Below are 19863 nucleotides of genomic sequence, written 5' to 3'. Positions count from 1 at the left end.
TTACTTTTGGCCAGGTTTTGTGTTTCCATGCAAACCGCATTTTGATTTTCTATAATTTATATTTACCATATCAATTTTATACCAAGAGATTAATTTATGAGAAAAGTTTTTTTAACAGTGATGGTGTTGTCCTTACTATCACTTTCAGCTATGGCACAGCGTAAAGCTACACACGTTTTAATTATTGGCCTTGACGGTTTCAGTGCTGAAGGATTTAAAACAGCCAAACACCCCAACCTGGATAAACTGTTTGCTGATGGTGTACTTTCTTTAACCACCCGACCAGTAATGCCATCGGTTACACTACCAAACTGGACCAGCCACATGACCGGCTCAGGTCCTGAAGAGCACGGAATTACCGCAAACGACTGGACCTTGCAAAAACACACCTTACAGTCAATAGAAACTGATCAGGATGGTTACTACCCATCGATATTTAAAGTACTGAAAGATGCTGTACCCAATGTTAAAACCAGTTATTACTACAACTGGAAAGAATTAATTAATCCAATCAATCAAAAATACCTGGATGAGGTATCTTTTGAAGAAAAAGATCAATATAAAGACAACTACCAGAAAGCTTACGATTTCATGGTAAAAAACAAACAAAACCCTACACTTACCTTTTTATATAGCGTACACACCGATCACGCGGGCCATGGTTTTGGCTGGATGACACCTGAATATATTACGGCTATAGAGCAGGCAGATGTGGCAATAGGGGCTTTACTTGAGAAATTAAAAGCTGACGGAATTTACAAAGACACACACTTTTTATTGATTACCGATCACGGCGGTATAAATAAAGGTCATGGTGGCATCTCCATGGCCGAAATGCAGGTGCCTTGGGGCATCACTGGGCCACAGATTAAAAAAGGTGGTTTAATTACTTCTTTTAACAGCAATAAAAATACCGGGGTAGTACTTGCTAAAATTTTTGGCGTAACCAAACTGCCTGAATCCTGGACAGGAACAATACCCAAAAATGTATTTAAATAAAGTTCATTGTTGAAATAGATGATCAATCCACTTAAACGAGTATACACTGTATTGGCAATAGTAGCGCTTCCACTCATTGGAAGTGCTCAAAACAACGTTTCCGGCTTAAAAACAGCTAAGAAGGTTTTTATTCCGAAAAATGTATCGAGGGTACCTGATAACAACGATTTTAATGACGATAACAGCACTTTTAGCAATAAAAGAAAAGTAGAGTCAGATAACGTTGTAATCTTTTGGTCAAAGGAATTTGGAGATGATCCGATGCAGAATAAGGATACGACAAAAACATTCGATGTCAAAAAATCGCTGCTAGAAACGGAGCGTTTTTACAATTATTACATTGATCAGCTGAAAGTATTAAAAAAGGGAAAATCGGTTTCTGATCGCTATAAGGCACTGGTTTTTATCTATGGCGGCAATGACGCTACTGCCTACGGATGGGGAAAAGATAGTGTAGCCATTTTATGGACACCTGCTGTACGCGTACACCGTTATCCTTATGGGGTATTGGCGCACGAACTTGGGCACTCTTTTCAATTTATGGCCAGCTGCGATCATGGAAGCGCTTTTAACGGGGCGATAAACGAAATGGGAAGCCAATACCTCTTATGGCAGGTCTATCCGGATTGGGTAGATTTTGAACACTTCCATTTAGCTGCATTTTTAAAACAAACTAACCTGGCTTTTCTTCATCCGGAGAATCAGTACCATTCGCCTTTCTTGTTAGAATATTGGTCGGAAAAACATGGACTGGATTTTTATGGAAAACTATTAAATAGCGTAAACCCGGGAGAAGATCCTGTAATGACTTACAAACGCATTACCAAAATAGATCAGGAACAGTTTAATGATGAGGTTTTTGATGCATCAAGCAGGTTTATTACCTGGGATTTAGACCGTGTGCGCGAGGTAACGAGTAAATATGCCAACAAACACAAAACCGTATTTAATCCATCAGCAGATGGCTGGTACCAAATCAGCAAAAAAGACTGTCTCCAAAGTTATGGGTATAATGGCATAAGGCTTAAAGTACCTACGGTTACTTCCGTTAAACTTGAATTTAAAGGAATGGCCGGTGCAACTGGCTACCAAAATATTATCCCCGAAAATGCCGGCTGGAGATACTGTTTTTTAGCTGTTAAAGAAAATGGTGAAAGGGTTTACGGAAAAGTATATCGTTCGAATGAAGGATCTTACCGCTTTAAAGTGCCAGCTAAAACTGCCTATTTATGGCTTGTGGTTAGTGCTGCGCCAACAGTACATGTTAAATTGCCAAGAAAACCCGATTTGATCAGCGAATGGCCTTACCAGATCAAATTAACCGGCACTGATCTGTATTAACGGCTCTCATTTTTTTACAGATTTTAAGGGTAACTAAAAACCAGATTAAGGTGATTGAGTTACCCTTTTTTAATCCAATCAGTTCATTCGCATGTTCATCAAGAATAAAATGATTTCAACTTAAGTATTGGCTATCAGATCAAAGTATTCATCATCTTCATTTTTGCCGCCATAGCCTTTACCAACACTTTCGTGATTTTCTATAAATTCAATGCGTTCAATCCATTTCACCATTTTATAACCCAGCTGGTTTTCTACCCGGAGTCTTAACGGAGCACCGTAAACATGGCTTAACGGTTCATAATTCATTTCCCAGGCCAGTATGGCGCCAGGTTTAAGGCAGTTATCTAAGGTATGGGTATCGTAATAAGGCCCACCGTATAAGCTTTCTCCAAATGAGTAAAATACAACTGTTTTTACATTTGCTTTGGGTTTAACCAAATCGACAAGGGTTTTAAGGGGTAAGCCGCCCCATTCTGCAATGCCCGACCAGCCTTGTATGCAATGGTGCATGGTAATGTTTTGTTCTTTGCCTAAAGCTTTCATTTCATCGATGGATAGCTCGATGGGGTTTTCTACCAATCCGTCTATTTTGAGTTTATAGTTTTTAAAATCGTTGGCGGCTAAATCATTCCATTTGTCTGAGACTGGTAATTTGCCATTTGCCCAGAAAAAAGGCGTAATATCTTCTTTCTTAAAATAAGCTTTTGGCTTTAACTTATTAATGGTGCGGAGCCACAAATTACCGTTTATAAAAGCACTTGCCTGTTGCACCCAGCGTGGCCTTTTCCACGAAACCCAGTGCGCATAAAAGCAAAATATAATGGTGAAAAGAAGAATGGCGATGCCAATATACAAGCCACTCCGGTCAGACGGATGATCGGTACCCAGGGTGATGTGGTTTAAATTCCTAACAAGGCCCGTAGCCACAACCATTGCCACATGGATAATTATAAACGCCAGGTAAGCAAGCATGACCAAAAAATGGACTGACCTTGCGCCTTGTCTGTTGCCAAAAATTTTTGGCAGCCAGTGAAATCTATTTTCTATAGCTGGCGACATACATAAACCGCTCAACATGGATAATGGCGCGAGCACGAATACCGCACCAAAATAAGATAGTTTTTGTAAAGCATTATAGTAATAAAAACCATTGGGCTCCAATGGCATATTAAAGGTAGCATAATGCACAAAAACAGACCATGCATCAGGAAAAATCTGCCATGAGGTAGGTACAATCCGCTGCCACTGATCGCCAGCAAATAACAGCGCAACAAAAATAACCCCATTTAATACAAAAAATGGAACATGGATAAAGTGCCATCCTCTTGCTATGCCGACCGTATGCCGATAACCAGGTAGTGCCAATAACGGACTGATATAACGTGCATCATCCTTGGCGGTCCAAAGTTTGTCTTTTGGTATTTGGATAGGGGTTAACTTCAACCATTCCGATCCCGGGGTACAGCCATTCTGCCAGTAAAGCCGGGGATGATCCATCAATATGGAGAGGCCACTTCTGATTAAAATTACCAAAAAGAAAAAGTTAACCCAATGGCATAAAATTACCCAGACCGGAAATCCTTTAACCGTATCTGCCGTCACAGCAGGAAGCAGGCGTGATGGATCGTCAGGTAAACCATATACTAAATACTGTAGCCAGGCTGCACCAACGCTGGCTAACAGCAGCAGTGCTATAATAACGAAAACATAAGGCTTTAGGCCCAGGTACATCCTCCTGTCTGGAGGGTAATGTACATTCTTTTCTGCTTCGTTAAAATGGGTAAACAGCATAGCTTTCTTTCAGGATATTTAATTTCTTCGGTTGAAGTTTTAACCATTCCATCATTTTAGCGTTTTTTAAATGAGGCTTAAAAGATGTCTGGATGATAGATAACGAAGATAGTTTTTTCTGAAATAATATGATCTAAATCTTTAAAATATCCTGTATAAGTCTTTTAACAAATGGTAAAAAAAAGGTCGTTATATCCAGCTGGTGGAACAACGACCTTAGAAAGATGATGGGACGATTAAATTAGCGTAAATTAGTTTTGAGTCAACCTCATTTAATATTAGTTCAATGCGATAATGCGGATATTGTCATGATAAGCAATCCGGGTTAAAACATTGTCGTTGGTAATGACGTTGCCACTCGCATCTCTTCCAGCTTCGCGGTATACACCCCATTTAATATAGCCCTTCTGCCCGTTGGCTAACTGGGTACCTGTAAATGTTTTTGCATTTAAATTCTGCAAGCGTAAGGTATAATCTTGTTCGCCCTCATATCGGGTGTAAATTTTAAAATAACCAGTATTGTCTGTAGTCCATTTCACATCTATACGAAAGTCTATCCATTTATTTATCTGCGACCTAAAATCCGAAATCACCGTGCCGTTTCCGGTCGCATCGTACCGTGCTGTGATGCTATTGCGCTTGGTAAGCAGCCTTAAAGGAACCGGGTCGCCACCACTTACCTTTAACTGAAAAATATTGTCACCATACGGTGGATTAGCACTGTTCCATTGTCCCCAATCTTTTAAATAAATGCTCACTTCGTACCTGCGCTCCATTCCAGGAAAAAACAAGGCCGGCTCATAATTTAAAGCATCGGCTTCACTCCGCCAGGCCTCTGCAGAGTAATGTCCTTCTTTGCCCAATGTAACTTTGTGAAGGATACCTTTTAAACTGCTTTGCCCGGGACTAATTATACCAACGGCATCTGCTCCTGTTGCTACTGTTCCGCGTACACCAGTAATTCCTGAGTCGTATTGGCCGTTTTCATAAGTTACATTCAAAATCGTATCGCCCGCGGTTAGGGTATTCAGGCTATTCGATTTTTCTATCGGACCCTTGCCTTTTGTTAGGGCAGTATCCGATGTGCCAACGCTTTCTTTAGTACAGGCAAACAATAGGCCCAGTATACCGATTGCTGCCAACAGTTTACCTGCTGTTTTTGGGTTAAATTCTTTTGTTTTCATAGGTTAATTTTGGTTAGGTTTTAAATAGATGAATTAATTTTTAATTTAAAGTAGAGGTGTTTTTTGATCAAAACTATTGGTGGTTATTTTAAATACGTGCATAGGAATTTTGCCTTTTGATAACGGGGACAGGTTAATCACCAAATTATTGGTTTCTAATCTTGTATTGTTTTCAGAACAAAGCAGCAGCAAATTATACCACTGCTTTGTTCAGGCTTATTGATCTAAGGATTTGGCAATACCTGGCCATTCACCTGGAAATCGTTAAGTCCAACGGAAGTACTGCCACTGGTTGCGGTAGCTCCATAAGCATATAACCTAAAGGTAACGGCGGTACTAATATTGGTAAGTGCCGAGGCATTGAATTGTATCGATGTTGGTGTAGTAGTGCCACTGATTGTAACAGGGGCAGAGATATTGCTGGCAAAATTATCAATACTAGAGCGGAGCACAAATGTATTGGGGTGTGTGGCGCCGCCCCTTAACACGGTAAATTTAACATCGCTAAAGTTAAAATGGTAGCCACTTAGGGGTTCCAAATTGAACTCGTAATATTCTGTCGGATCAAAAGCTGATGGTGTAGTTGATGATACTGCATTTACCCATCCACTGACCAGGTATCGTCCGCCTGGGCCAGGAGCGCCGCCTGATATACCTGCTGCCGACAGCGTTGAACGGGAAAAATCAGACCGTGGGGTACCCACAACATTATCAGCCGGGTTTGGCGCAGGACTGGTACTGTTCACATATACAATGTTTTGTGCAGGCTGGTATTTAATATTGGGGTGAATATATACGTGGCTGGTATTGTTGTAAGCGGTAGGGCTTGTAATATTTGAAACGATTGTATACGGGCCATCCAGATAGGCCGGATTAGCGTCAGGAATACTATTGCCCCAGATGAGGCCTGTTGTAGTAGGTGCCTGGTTAAGGTTGATAATCCTGATATCGTCGTGATAAACAGTACGGGTGCTGTTGGGTGGCACCACGTATAATCCCCATTTAATGTAGCCTATGTTTCCATCGCTAACATTGCCTGTAAAGGTAGAATAGTTTGTTTTTTCGTCAACCAAAACAAAATCGCTTTGTCCGGGTAATTTCATATAGGTTCGCATATAACCTGTAGTGCTCGTCGCCCAAAGCACATCTATCCTAAATTGGATCCATTGGTTTACATAGGGTTGGAGGTTGCTTACGATATCTTTCACCGATACATCCTGATACCTGATGCGTATCGCATTTCTTTGTGCACGGATCATCAGCGGAACATTTTCACCACCCGATACTTTTAACTGAAAAAGATTGCTTTCATTGGTGGCATCGCCCTGATTCCATACCGGCCAGTCTTTAAGCAGTACACTAAACTCGTAGCGCCGTTCATCGCCGGGGAAATAACGGGCAGGAATAAACTGTTGCGCATCGCTTTCACTTCTCCAGTTGCCATCAGAATTATATCCCGAATCACCATATACCACTTTGTGCGCAATTGCATGGTTTAGTGTGGTAGCACCCGGCGATACCATGTAAGCAGCATCCGATGCAGTGGCATTGGTCGGGTTTATGCCTGTTATACCAGAGTTGAGTGTGCCATCTTCGTAAGTTACGTTTAAAATGCTATCGCCATAGTTCAGGTTGGCTTGTGGTCCGGTAGCCATTTTTGAAATGGAGAATTTCGCTGTCTCGGTTTGGCTGGTCAGGCCATTTTCAATTTTACTGCAGGCACTTGCTAAAAATAGTATGGCCATAGCCATATACTTTTGCGGGTAAAATGATTTTTTTTTCATGTGGTTTTGGTTAGTAAATGGTTAATTGTTTTTCTTATATCATGGTATTTTTTTTAAGGTCATTAATTCAATCTATCATCTCTATTGGGAACCGGTCATTCCATGTTTTTGGCATTCAATCAGTCTGTCCTGCTCTCATTTTTTGGCGTGCCCCCAAGCTGCGCAAGGGGTCGGGCTATTCGCTGCAAGTCCTCGCTTCGTTTTACTCCGCTGTGGGCTTTCCGCTACTATCCCTCACGCTGGCAAAGCGCCAAACTTTTCTCTATTCGCTCGTGTCCTAATCAGCCAGGTTCATTTCAATTCATTTTCAGAATTGTAAGTTTATTTGCCAGGCTTTTTATTTGGGCGTGCCCCCAAGCTGTGCAAGGGGTCGGGCTATTCGCTGCAAGTCCTCGCCTCGTTTTACTCCGCTGCTATCCCTCACGCTGGCAAAGCGCCAAACCTTTCTCTATTCGCTCGTGTCCTAATCAGCCAGGTTCATCTCAATTCATTTTCAGAATTGTAAGTTTATTTGCCAGGCTTTTTATTTTGGCGTGCCCCCAAGCTGCGCAAGGGGTCGGGCTATTCGCTGCAAGTCCTCGCTTCGTTTTACTCCGCTGTGGGCTTTCCGCTGCTATCCCTCACGCTGGCAAAGCGCCAAACCTTTCTCTATTGGCTGGTGTCCTCACCAGCCAGGCTCATTTCATCATGCTAAGTCCTTGCTTCGTTTCAATCGCTGTGGGCTTTCCGTTGCTATCTCTTACGCTGGCAAAGTTCCAAACCTGGTAGGCTTTTTTACTTCATCAGCGCTACTTTTACTTCGCTTTTTTTACCATCAATGCTTAGGGTAAGGTTTAGGTTTCCTTTTTCAAAATCGTTCCCCTCATTTTCTTTTACCGTAATTACAGGCGCTTTATCGCCATCAAATGGATAAAGGATACTCACAAAGTTTTGGGTTTTGGCATCACTTTTCGCTTTTTCGAAAACAAAGGCAGGCCTGCTGATTTCTTTCATGTATACATAAGAAACTTTTCCTTCTTCTTCGCTGAGCGAAACCTGATCTGAATTTAAATTTTGAATTAAAAGGTTATTGCCATCAGCATAAGTGGTGTATACGCTGTTTTTTGCTTTATCAAACACAGGTTTACTATCTTCTTTTAATTGAAAATGTGTGCCTAAAGTACCTGTTGCTTTGCCAATGGCCTGATCGATAATCAGGAAATATTTTTGGTTGATGAATAGCACACTGCGCTGGTGGTTTAAACCGGTATAACTTGGATTGGTGTAGGTTAATACATCCATTGGTTTACTGGCTTCCCATTTGTTCTGGGTGGCTTTGGTAATCACCATGTTTTTATTGTCCAGTGTAAGTGTGCTGTGTACACGGGTTTGGCGGAACCAGTCTCTTTTTTTCATGATCTCGGCATCACCGCTGTAGAGGTAACAACCGGCATCGGGCGTAAAATTGCGGCCTTTTACCCAAAGTTCGAAGGTTCCGTTATCAGGCTGGGCATGAAATTCTCCCGGAGGACCTGCTTTTAAAGTCATTACCGTTGCATCGCTTTTCCATCCGTTTCTAAATGTATAAAAGCCTGCATTTGGCAAACCTTTCGACAAATAATCAGGCGCGGTACCTTTTTTGCCATCAGTTGCGAAGTAAGCAATACTTTGGTTATCAGGAAAGTTTTTGCCCCAGTCAGCATAGTTTTTCATCATCCCATTTTTATCTCCCGGCCAGCTATCGCCAAACATGGGGGCAGTATAATCCGGGAAGGAAAAGTTAGCCGTAGCCAATACCATTTTCTCTATTTTAGCAATATAACTCGACGGAAATTCCTTTTCTTGTCCGCTTACCTGTGCAGCGCGATATGCATTTAAAAAAATACCAATTGAAGCGATATGGTACGATGGCGACATTTCCCACTGCATACCATCATTAAATACTTGTTTTTCAATTTCCTTATTTAGCACGGTAATGCCACTTTTTCTCCAGGCCGGTGCATTTTTTAGCTCAGGGAATTGCGAACCTGCACCCACAACACGCTGGGCTTCGAATAATAAATGGTTTCCCAGCTCGCTGTAATTTTTAGGAACATAATCTGCCTGGAAACTGAAACTGTTTAGAAATTCCAATAAAAATGCGGGTGTAAAACTTTGTGCATTTACCGTCAGATCAAAAATAGCCGGAAATATGTTTACCCTTTCTGATACCTCTAAAGGGCGCCAGGCAAAACTGTCATTGTCTTTTGATAAACCCAGCGGATTTTTTTTAGCCCAATCGCCAAACTCGAAGATAAATTCTTTGGCGTATTTTTCATCTCCAGTGCTATTAAAGGCTTTACCTAGCGATTGCCACCACTTTACGCGGTGTAACTGCCAGCGGACCTCGTTATCTTTTACCGGCCAAAACTGCCAGTTAATATCTTTACCATAATCGAAAAATCCATAACCTTTCTGTGGCTTAAATTTGTGCACTAAAGCATTGTCTGCGCTTTCCTTATCGCCACTGTTTAGTGTTTTGTTTTTAATGATTTCGCTCTTGTTTGCCTTGTTGCGGTAATAGCTCAATAATTCTTTACCTGCATTATCGTATTGGCCCAACAAAAATTGTTTGTTTACTTTTTCTAAGCCGGGGTAGGCGAGGTTGATGTTGTCAAAACTTTGTTTGGTAAGCGGTGCATCTTGTGCGTTTGCAAATAGGCCAGCGGTCAGTAAGAAGCAAAGCGATATTTTTTTTCTGATATTCATTGTTATCGGGTCTGATCAGTTATTTATATGATTATTCATTCAATTTATTTTGCCCAAAGCTACTCTTTGGTCTTTTTTGTCTTTGTAGTTCATTATCTTAATTCGTACCTAAATCCTGCTTCACAATTGTCGTTTTACCATTAATATTGAGCGTAATGTCTATTTTGCCATTTGCAAAATCATGGCCAGGATTTTCAGTAAAGTTGACCACTGGTGGGGTGCTGCCATTATAAGGATACAATACCGAAATAAAAGCCTGTGTTTTACCATCAGCCTTTGCTTTTTCGAAAGCAAAAGCTGGCCTTGGTGTTTCTTTTTGGTATACATACGATACAAAACTTGGCTCTTCTTTTACACTTACTTTATCTTTATTTAATACCTGTATCAAAAGGTTATTGCCATCGGCATAATTAGTGGTAATACGGTTATTGCTGGCATTCAGGGTGGCCTGGCTATCTTCTTTTAAATGATAACGGATGGCTAATTTTCCAGTTGCCGCGCCAATTGCCCTGTCAATAATGACGAAATATGTTTTATCAATAAATAAAAACGTGCGCTGGTGGTTTAAATCTTTATAACTGGGATTGGAATAGCTAAGGATATCTAAATTATTTCCTGTTTCCCATTTTTGCAGTTTCGCATCGTTTTCTATGGTTTTATCATCAATGGTCAGGGTTTGGTGTGCTTTGGTAGAGCGGTACCAATCTCTTTTGGTATTTGCCTGGTCGCCCACATTGGCATACACGAAACTCCCGGCATCGGGTGTAAAATCGCGACCTTTTACCCAAAGCACAAAATTGCCATTATCGGGGTGGGAGTGGAACGCTGCAGGTGGACCTGCTTTTATCTGCATTACGGTGGCTTTCATGTCCCATCCGCTCCTGAAAGCATAAAAGCCGGCATTAGGAAGACTGCCGGAACGATAATCTGGGGCTGTGCCCGTTTTACCATCAGTAGCATAATATTCAATTACTTTGTTTTTAGGGAAAACCTTTGTCCATAAGGCATAACTTTTAAGCATAGCCGCTTTGGTGGTTAAAAATGCATTGCCATAAAGCGGAAAGGTATAATCGGGGAATGAATATTTACCTACTGCAAGCACCATTTTTTCGGCAAGGTTCCGGTAGCTTTCAGGAAATTCCGCTGCTGCTCCATTTAACTGGGCAATTTGCAGCGCATCCAAAAATATTTTAATGCTGCCAATATGGTAGGAGGGCGATAGCTCGAACTGAACGCCATCAGGCAGTATCTGTTTTTTAATTTCTTCATTTAAAACGGTTATGCCACTTTTACGCCAGTTAGCCGCCTGTTTCATTTCGGGGAATGTGCTACCGGCGTACATCATGTGCAGCGCTTCGTATAGTCTATGGTTGCCTATATCCGTATAATTGGCCATTACATAATCGGCCTGTGCGCTGTACGAGTTTAAAAACTCCATTAAAAATGCAGGGGTAAAATTTGGCGAGTTAAGAAAAAGATTAAAATAACCTGACCAGTGATTTAACCTGAACGATACCACGAAAGCCTTCCAGGCGTAATCTTTATCATCGGCGTAAGCACCCTGTTTGTTTTTTTTAACCCAATCGCGCAGTTCAAATATCCATTCTTTTGCATATTGCTCATCGCCGGTACTTTGGTACACGATGCCCAAAGGCTCCCAAAAAGCAGTGCGGTGTAAAAAAGTGGTCAGTAATTGATCTTGCACCGGGCGGTATTGCCAGTTAATCTCTTTGCCATAATCGAAAGTAGGATAACCTTTATGTGGTTTAAATTTGTGCTGCAAAATATTATTGGCCAGCTCAAGTGTATTTTCATTTACCTTTTTGCCTGCTAATTTTTTAATCTCATCCGTATCAAAATCAAGGTGACGCACATTGGTGCGGCTGCGGTAATATTTAAGCAATTCTTTTGCCCCCTCTTCGTACTTTGCAGCAGCTACCAGATGTTTAACCTTTTCCAATCCTTTGGCATCCAGGTTAACCACATCGAAACTGCTTTTGCTAACCGCTGTTTCTTGTGCTTTTGTGGAGCTGAATGCCGATGAAATTATGGTAATGGCCAGTAATATTATTTTTAAACGCATCATATGCTGTAATATTTATTCAAGGTCTTGTATTAGCTTTTAGCGGAATTATTAGTTTAATTTATAAATCCTGATATCGTCGTGATAGGTAATTCGGGTAAGCCCTTCCTGGATCCCATAAACGCCCCATTTGATATATCCAATATTTCCGACAGCTGGATCGCCGGCAAAAGTGTCGTAATTTGTTTTTTCATCCACCAGCTTAAAATCATTTTGTCCGGGCAGTTTCATAAAAGTTCTGATATATCCCGTTGCATCTTTAGTCCATTTTGCATCTATTCTAAAATGTATCCATTGGTTTACATAAGGCCTAACATCAGACAGGAAATTAACTACCCGAATATTATCCCTGTAGCGCAGCCGCAGTGCGTTTCTCGAAGCACGCAGTTGTAAAGGAACGCCCGAATCGGTAGTGGAGTTGCCAGATACTTTTAGCTGAAAAATATTGGTTTCATAAATAGGGTCGGAAAGCCAGGGCGTCCAGTCTTTCAGCAGAACACTAAACTCATACCGACGTTCGTCTCCCGGCGCGTAGCGGGCGGCGGTGAGGGCTATCGCATCCGATTCGCTCCGGTAAGCGCCATCAGAATAATATGCATTATCGCCATATACTACTTTATGGGCAATGGCATAGTTTCCTGTAGCGCCTGCTTGTACCATATAATTGGCGTCAGCTGCTGTGGCATGAGAAGAGCTTATACCCGTAATGCCCGAATTGAGGGTTCCGCTTTCATAATCTACATTAAGGATAGAAACAGGAATGCTCTTTTGCAGCACCACGGTATAGGTGTAGTTTTTACCTCTTTCGAGATTAGTGCCATTGGGTAGTAACCAGGTAAAAGATTCTCCCGAGGGCAAGGTAATAACCACTTTTTTATTGGTAGCGCCAGTAATGGGTAGTAAAACAGCAGATGCTACCCGTTCGGCAGCCGCAGTGCCACTGATGTTGGCGCTGATATTGGCAGGATTAGTGCCGGCAGCGAATGTACCCGTATTCAGGTCAAAATCGGCCTGCGTGGAGAAGTCTTGAAAGCTGACCGTAATGCCGTTTAAACTGGCAATACCCCCGCCAGCCTGTACGATCAGGTTTACCCGTGCTAACTGATGTGCAAAATTTAGATTGGGAACCGTAGTGCTGCCCTGGCTAAAACCGGTGGCATTATTGGCATACATCAGGTCGATAGCAGGCAGGTTGCTTTGTGAAGACACATCTACTTTGTAGATATTGCCAGCTATTGTTGATTTGTAGGGATAATAAGCAACAAAATTAATGGCAGAGCCATCACCTGGATAACTGAAGGCATCGCTGGTCTGTGCGGTAAAATTCCCGTTTCCGGTAGTGGTGGTATATTTTTTATTGACCGCAAGCACCGAAGCATCGGAGGCTTTTTTCATAAACACGCCAATATTGTCGTTAGTCTCCCAGGTATTGCCTGTGGCCTTGGTTCCGGTTTCGCCTTCAACGGATGAGGTAAACTGCACCTGCCTGCCGGGTGTTGGCTCCGGAGACGAGTTGGAGCCCTTATCATCTTTTCGGCAGGAATAGACAATAATCAGTAAGGCAAACAAAACAACAGCCATTGTTTTTTGATAGAGAAAGCTTGTTAATCTTTTATTCATTTGTTAAAAATATTTATAGCGGTTAGGCAGTCGTTTTTAAACATATTTTAATTAACGTGGTGTTTGTGAATATCCTGCACAGTTCACAACAAAAGATTGGACATCTCCAGGTTGGTAGATGCCAAATTTAAAGTAATAGCCTGGTGCATCGTTTCGGCCAATAGCCACAGTGGCATTATTTACAATTTTTGTGCTTACAGCTGTTCCGTTTTGATGGTAACTCATGGTGACGTCTATTTTGCCGGGTGCGATCATTTGGTTGCCTGGTCCATTGTAAGCGGAATAATCAATATCCATAACAAAGGTAACCCAGGTATCTTTGGGATAATTGGCAAAAGGCATGCGGTACACATTGGTCGCTATTTTATATCCCCCGGCTGAGGTTACTGGTTGTAATACCCCGACACGATCAATATTGGCGCCATTGCGGTCTTCAATATCGGTTGCCCATTTGCTGTCTGAGGTTACGGAAATATAAAACTGTCCTCTGCCAAAGCCCATTTCCATTGGCGGATAACCACCAGCATCCATTTTCCATCCGTTGGCTGGTCCCTTTGCCCCGTTTACGATGGAATACCCTAGGCCATCATCAAATATCATGGTCTGTGTCAGTTCCAAAAACTGGTCTTTTGTAAGCATGGTTTGTTCGCCATTTGGTGATACGACCAGCGTACGATCGTTCATGCCATGAATTTGTGAAAAAATTGCCGATGAAGCTGGATCGGTAGTAGAAGGCACATAGATCGCATATTGATATCGCCATTTGCTGGCCTGTGGTGTAATACCTTTACCACGGAGGTAGGTGCTGAACGTTTTTTGGTCTTTAATATAATCAGCAGCAGAAATACCTGCATAATCCTGGTTAGTGGCGTATGCATATTGTAGTTCAACCCTGTCTCTTGTCGTTCCATCACTTTTTAGCTCAAAACGATAAGAAGGTTCGCCATTAAAAAGAATACCATAATCTTTTTGAAAAGCATAAGGATTGTTATTGCCAATAACCACCCATTGTTTATCTACAATGTTGGCAAACTGGGCACTATCCCTTTCCGGAAATACGCGACGTGTAAAAGGCTGTAACCAGGGTTGTCCGTTACCCAATGTAACGTTGTATCGGTATTTTTTTCCTTTTTCAAATGTAGCACCTGAAGGTAGGGTCCAGGTGTAAGTGCTGCCAGAGGCCAGGGTGAAAATAACTTTTTTCCCGGCTGCATCCGCCAGGGGCAATAAAATAACGGAGGCCATTAAATAGGGGGTACCTGCAATAGACTTAATATTCGCATTTACATTAGCCAGCGTAGACCCCGCCGTTAGCGTACCTGTATTGAGGTCAAAATTGGCTCTTGTGTTCATATTTTGAAAACTGGCGGTAATGCCATTCAGGTCGATGTTGCTGCCGGCCATAATGGTAAGATCTACCTGCACCAACTGGCGCGTGAAGCTTAAATTTGGACTAGTGGTGCTTTTATTGCTAAAGCCAGTGGCATTGTTGGCGTACATCAGGTCAATGGCCGGAAGGCTGGTTTGTGAAGATAAATCGACCGGATAAATATTGCCAGAGATGCCGGGTTGATATGGATAATAAGCCACAAAATTTACAGCAGAACCATCAGGATAATTCAAACCATGGTCTCCTTGTGCTGAAAAATTGCCATCGCCAGTGGTGATGTATTTTTTATTGGCAGCAATTACTGCTGCATCAGCTGCTTTTTTCATAAACAGGCCAATGCTATCATTTACCTGCCAGGTATTGCCCGTGGCTTTGGTTCCGGTTTCACCTTCCACAGAGGAGGTAAACCGCAGACTGTTATCAGATACGGGGCCTGACAATGGACCTGTATTATCTTTTCGGCACGAATAAGCAAAAAACAATAATGCGAATAAAGTAGCTATTGCTTTTTGATTTAGAAAGGCAGGTGATCTTTTATTCATTTGTTAAAATTATAGATATAATGTTGCGGGTACTTTCGATATGGATCAAAAGAATATCAATTTTGATGAAGAAAGCCTAAAACGATCATGCTGCTTATCGCTGCTCCTTCTTATTTACGTGTAATACTGCATTACAACATTTTATCAAATCCTGCTGCGCGATACCAGCCTAAACTCCGGTAAAAAGGATGTGCCCATTCATTATCCGGGTGGGGTATATAGCAGGACAGACCGGAAAACCGATTGATCGGTTTCCCCAAAAAATTCGGCGTATGCACTTGGTATAACACTACATCATTCACTGCATCTTGTAATCCCTGCAGGGAAATACCTGGGAAGTTTTTTTCAAAAAAATCCATAAAATCAAATCCTGACATAGGTGAAGCGGGATCAAAATCAAGGCGTTGTACTTCAGCCCGTCTAAAATCAGGATAAGTAAAAGAATGCTGGTACAGGAAATTGCGTGTCGTTTGTGCCAGTTGTTCCAGTTTTTCTGTTTTGATGAGCGAGAATGTGGCAGATTGGTTATTGCCACTTTGCGTCATATAATAACGATAATAGTTGTCACAAATCGCAGGTAATCCCACCTCGGGGTCTTCAAATAGATTTTTTTCAATGCGGTTGTATGGAAGGCCTACGCTTAACACTTCGGTTGGCGAAGCCAGGATGTAGCGGGTTTTGTCTTTAAGCTCGTATAATACTTCTGTAGAGGCCATAGAGCAGGCATCAAAAATAAGATACTCAAGGTTGTTGGGTAAGGCATACTTCAGGTCCTGCACATCCATTTTACTGCCATTGTCATCACTAAAAGAACGCAGGCTAATCGTCGCACTTTTGGGTAACCAGTTGGTTGCATGCGACCAAAGAATGGCAGCATAGGTTTTGGCGGGGTATAAAGCCTGTATATCGCTGAATATCATTTTCATGATATCGGGGTTCGAGGCATCGTGGTCGTTATATACTTTTACTTTACGGCTTACAATTTGTGGACTGCTATCCTTTGAAATTTCATATATCGTAGGCTGTTGTCCAAATATTTTAGCATATACAATCAATTTGCCGTTTGTTTGGTCAAATGCTTCTTCCATCTGATTGATATTGGTATAAGCACTGAAAGCAAGGCTGTTATTGGCCGACATGTACACGATAACTACTTTTTTTAATTCTTCTTTTTTGATAACAAAAATGTCTTCTTCCGACCGCTTACAGGAGAATAAAAACACAAGGATGCCCATATAAAATATGAACTTTTTGAATGTTATTTGTTGAATATAAAAGCGTTCCATGGTTACCGAAAATAAGAAAGAGGAGCTAGCCCTTTTAAGACTGCTCCCCTTATATTTTATTGATATTATTTTGTGCCCAGTAGTTTTACATCATCTATACGGAAAAAAGAACCTGTCGCCGGGGCAACTATTCCTTTATTACCTATAAATTCCAAAGTACTGGTCGCATTGGCTGCTGCGGTACTTAAGTTGACCTCGATACTTACCGGCGTCGTGCTATTATTGCTTGGTGCGGCTGGCACAGTATAGTCAACTCCGTTATACCTTACGGTGATGATGTTGGCAAAATCAAGTGTAGTACCAGTTGCAGGTGCATTGATTAAGGTCGCCCTGAATTGCAACTTCAGATTAGTAAAGCCATCGGTATTAATATTGTTCATTTTAATATTATTTTCAGTGCCGACAAATCTGGCATTATTGGTGGTAAATCCGTTACCGGCCACAATGATTGTGGTATTTCCTGCATAGGCAAAGGTAGGATTGTCATAATTGTCATATGCTGTAACAGCCTGGCGGGAACTTGGAAATCCGCTTAAATCTTTGGTTCCAAAAGTTTCCATAAAAATTTGCTTCTCGGTAGGCGTTGGGGTGGTCACATCCGGATTCAGGTTTGTGCTGCCACCAGGTACATCTACCCAGTTGGTAATGGTAGCCGTTCCCAGTTGTACGGCTACTGGCGTGGTAACTTTTTGTAAAACAATAGTATAAGTATTTTTCTTGCCCGCTTCAAATTTAGAACCTGCCGGTAGAGTCCAGGTAAAGTTGTCGCCTGATGGAAGTGTAAATACAATTGTTTTGTTGCTGGCGTCGGCTAATGGCAGCATAATGGCCGAGGCCAGTTGATCTGCGCCAGATGCTGTTATATTGGCATTAATATTGGCAGGGGCCAGGCCACTAGTCAGTGCTCCGGCGATTAAATCAAAATCGGCTAAGGTATTAAAACTTTGAAATGCTGCGGTAACACCACTTACACTGCTCACGCCTGCACCTGCTTTTACGGTAATTTCTACTTTCGATAACTGGTGTGTAAAAGTGAGGTTCGGTGTAGTGGTACTGGTTTGGCTAAATCCCGTAGCGTTACTGGCATACATTAAATCGATCGCTGGCAGGCTGGTTTGCGATGCTACGTTTACTTTGTAGATGTTGTTGGTATTGGTTGCGTTGTATGGGTAATAAGCTGCAAATTTCAGCGATGAACCATCGTTAGGATAATTGATAATCTCGCTTCCTGTAGCCGTAAAATTACCATTGCCGGTAGTCGTGTACTTTTTGTTGACATCAACTAAGGTTCCATCACTGCTTTTTTTGGAAAATACACCAATGTTATCATTTGCATCCCAGGTATTGCCAGAAGCTTTGGTGTTTGCTTGCCCTAGAATAGCGGATGTAAACGAAATTTTTGCATCAAGGTTTTCGTCAGGTGTGTTGACTTTGCCTTTTTTGCAGGAGGCCGCCAGCAGCATAAGTGTTGCCGCAGCAAGCGTGGTTAATGTAAATTGTTTACGCATAGTTTTAAGTTTGGTTTTTTAAAATATTTGGTTGAATTTTTAGTTTTTAAAACTTGGAGGATTTTACATTCAGTATTTAGCCTTTGCCGCTATTTCGGTATATCTTTTTAATGCTTCCAGATAATAGTAATCAGCATAATCTAAAGGTGTATCAATCTCTGAATTGTATAAAAAGGCACCTACACTGTGTTTGAGGATAAACAGACCGTTTTCGCCCGGTTTGGCCAGGTATTCATCAGAAGAAAGTGATTTTAAAATTTCTTCAGCATAATCAAAATATTTCTTACCATCTTTTACCTGAGTGCTCAGATCCAGTAAGCCTGAGGCAATAACAGCCGCTGCTGAGGCATCTCTCGGCGCAGGCTCTTCGACACCGGTTGCGTTATGCACGTCAAAATCCCACACCGGTATTTTATCTTTTGGCATACGTGGGTGGTTCATGATGAATTTGGCAATATTTTCTGCCTGCGCTAAAAAAGCAGGATTTTTAGTGTTCTTATAACACATGGTATAACCATAAAGTCCCCATCCCTGGCCACGGGCCCAGGCCGATTCGTCAGTTACCCCCTGATGCGTTCTTTTGGCCAGGACCTTTCCGGTTGCAGCATCATAATCTACCACATGGTATGAACTGAAATCTTTTCTGAAATGATTTTTCATCGTAGTGGTCGCATGGGTACTGGCAATATTGGCGTAAGCCGGATTTTTAAATTCGGTTGCCGCCCAGTATAAATATTCGAGGTTCATCATATTGTCGATAATGACCGGATAATGCCACCACGAAAAATCCCATGATCGGATTACACCTACTTTTGGGTTAAAACGTGCCGCAAGATGTTTGGCACCGTCCTGTAGTGCGGGTAAATAGGTTTTATCTCCGGTGATGCGGAAAGCATTACCATAAGAGCAGTAAAGCATAAAACCCACATCGTGGGTATTGGTGATGTGGCGTATAGAATCTAGTGCGAGCGTAAATTTTTTGGCTTCCTGGGCCAGGTTTTTATCGCCTGTAAGCTCATAACCATACCATAGGCTTCCCGGAAAAAAGCCTGTGGTCCAATCGGTAATGCCAGCAATCCTGATGGTTCCGTTCGGATTAACGGAGCGTGGGTTTTTGCCAGGTTTATAGGTTTGTGCAGCTTTATTTAACTGAAATGCAATCACGTCAGTGGTTTTCTTTAACCAATTTAAGGGAGGATCATTTTGTACAGGAGCAGCACAGCAGTTTAATACCAGTGTGGCGGCTACCACTACCAAGCAAAAAGCTTTTTTCATAGTGTAGAAATTTGGTCTTAATTATAATTGTTTTGTGAAGTGAAATTAAGACAGCGCAAACAGAATCACTTTTGATTATTATCATAAATATTTTGAAATTGGTTAAGGCACAAATTTTTTAGGGCTATACACCTTGTATTTGTAATTAAGGCTGTTTGTTAACCTATTTCTTAATGGATTAATCAATTTTTAAAGATTTTGATCTGAAATTTAATGTATAGGCTTATCATGAATTCTATTTTTAGCCTATATTTAAATGCTAAATTGAAACGACAAAAACATATCCATTAAAGCAATGCAAAAAAGATTTAAACTAGGTTCGGTATATGA

General features: G+C 41.6%; 12 protein-coding genes. 2 read left to right on the top strand and 10 right to left on the bottom strand.

Annotated features, from left to right (window positions below):
• Positions 1-96 precede the first annotated feature (96 nt).
• Together CA265_11365 and CA265_11360 are read left to right on the top strand one after the other, a co-directional pair.
• Positions 97-999: a nucleotide pyrophosphatase gene (locus CA265_11365; GenBank protein ARS40217.1), complete on the top strand. Its 903-nt coding sequence runs from the start codon at positions 97-99 to the stop codon at positions 997-999.
• An 18-nt stretch (positions 1000-1017) separates the two neighbouring features.
• Positions 1018-2340 carry a hypothetical protein gene (locus CA265_11360; GenBank protein ID ARS40216.1) on the top strand — a complete coding sequence of 441 codons (1323 nt, stop codon included), beginning with the start codon at positions 1018-1020 and terminating at the stop codon, positions 2338-2340.
• A 120-nt stretch (positions 2341-2460) separates the two neighbouring features.
• On the opposite strand, the gene CA265_11355 is transcribed toward CA265_11360, so the two are convergent.
• The 10 genes from CA265_11355 to CA265_11310 form a co-directional block, all read right to left on the bottom strand.
• The gene (locus CA265_11355) at positions 2461-4074 is read right to left on the bottom strand and encodes a hypothetical protein (protein ID ARS42966.1); all 1614 of its coding nucleotides are present in this window, start codon (positions 4072-4074) and stop codon (positions 2461-2463) included.
• Between the two features lie 338 nt (positions 4075-4412).
• Positions 4413-5318, bottom strand: a complete 906-nt coding sequence (locus CA265_11350; protein ID ARS40215.1) for a hypothetical protein — start codon at positions 5316-5318, stop codon at positions 4413-4415.
• Positions 5319-5542: 224 nt separating this feature from the next.
• Positions 5543-7102: a hypothetical protein gene (locus tag CA265_11345; GenBank protein ID ARS40214.1), complete on the bottom strand. Its 1560-nt coding sequence runs from the start codon at positions 7100-7102 to the stop codon at positions 5543-5545.
• Positions 7103-7876: 774 nt separating this feature from the next.
• Positions 7877-9829: a heparinase gene (locus CA265_11340; GenBank protein ARS40213.1), complete on the bottom strand. Its 1953-nt coding sequence runs from the start codon at positions 9827-9829 to the stop codon at positions 7877-7879.
• Between the two features lie 97 nt (positions 9830-9926).
• Entirely contained in the window at positions 9927-11915 is a 1989-nt protein-coding gene (locus CA265_11335) for a heparinase (protein ARS40212.1), read from the bottom strand.
• A 48-nt stretch (positions 11916-11963) separates the two neighbouring features.
• Positions 11964-13532: a hypothetical protein gene (locus tag CA265_11330; GenBank protein ID ARS40211.1), complete on the bottom strand. Its 1569-nt coding sequence runs from the start codon at positions 13530-13532 to the stop codon at positions 11964-11966.
• Between the two features lie 51 nt (positions 13533-13583).
• Positions 13584-15464: a hypothetical protein gene (locus CA265_11325; protein ARS40210.1), complete on the bottom strand. Its 1881-nt coding sequence runs from the start codon at positions 15462-15464 to the stop codon at positions 13584-13586.
• 131 nt (positions 15465-15595) lie between these two features.
• Positions 15596-16699 carry a clostripain gene (locus CA265_11320; protein ID ARS40209.1) on the bottom strand — a complete coding sequence of 368 codons (1104 nt, stop codon included), beginning with the start codon at positions 16697-16699 and terminating at the stop codon, positions 15596-15598.
• 116 nt (positions 16700-16815) lie between these two features.
• Entirely contained in the window at positions 16816-18258 is a 1443-nt protein-coding gene (locus CA265_11315) for a hypothetical protein (GenBank protein ARS40208.1), read from the bottom strand.
• Between the two features lie 69 nt (positions 18259-18327).
• Positions 18328-19533, bottom strand: coding sequence for a glucuronyl hydrolase (locus CA265_11310; GenBank protein ARS40207.1), 1206 nt, complete (start codon positions 19531-19533; stop codon positions 18328-18330).
• Positions 19534-19863 lie beyond the last annotated feature (330 nt).

The organism is Sphingobacteriaceae bacterium GW460-11-11-14-LB5 (assembly GCA_002151545.1).
Lineage (GTDB): Bacteria > Bacteroidota > Bacteroidia > Sphingobacteriales > Sphingobacteriaceae > Pedobacter.
Note: the sequence above shows the minus strand (reverse complement) of the source record. Positions and strands in the feature narration are given on the sequence as shown.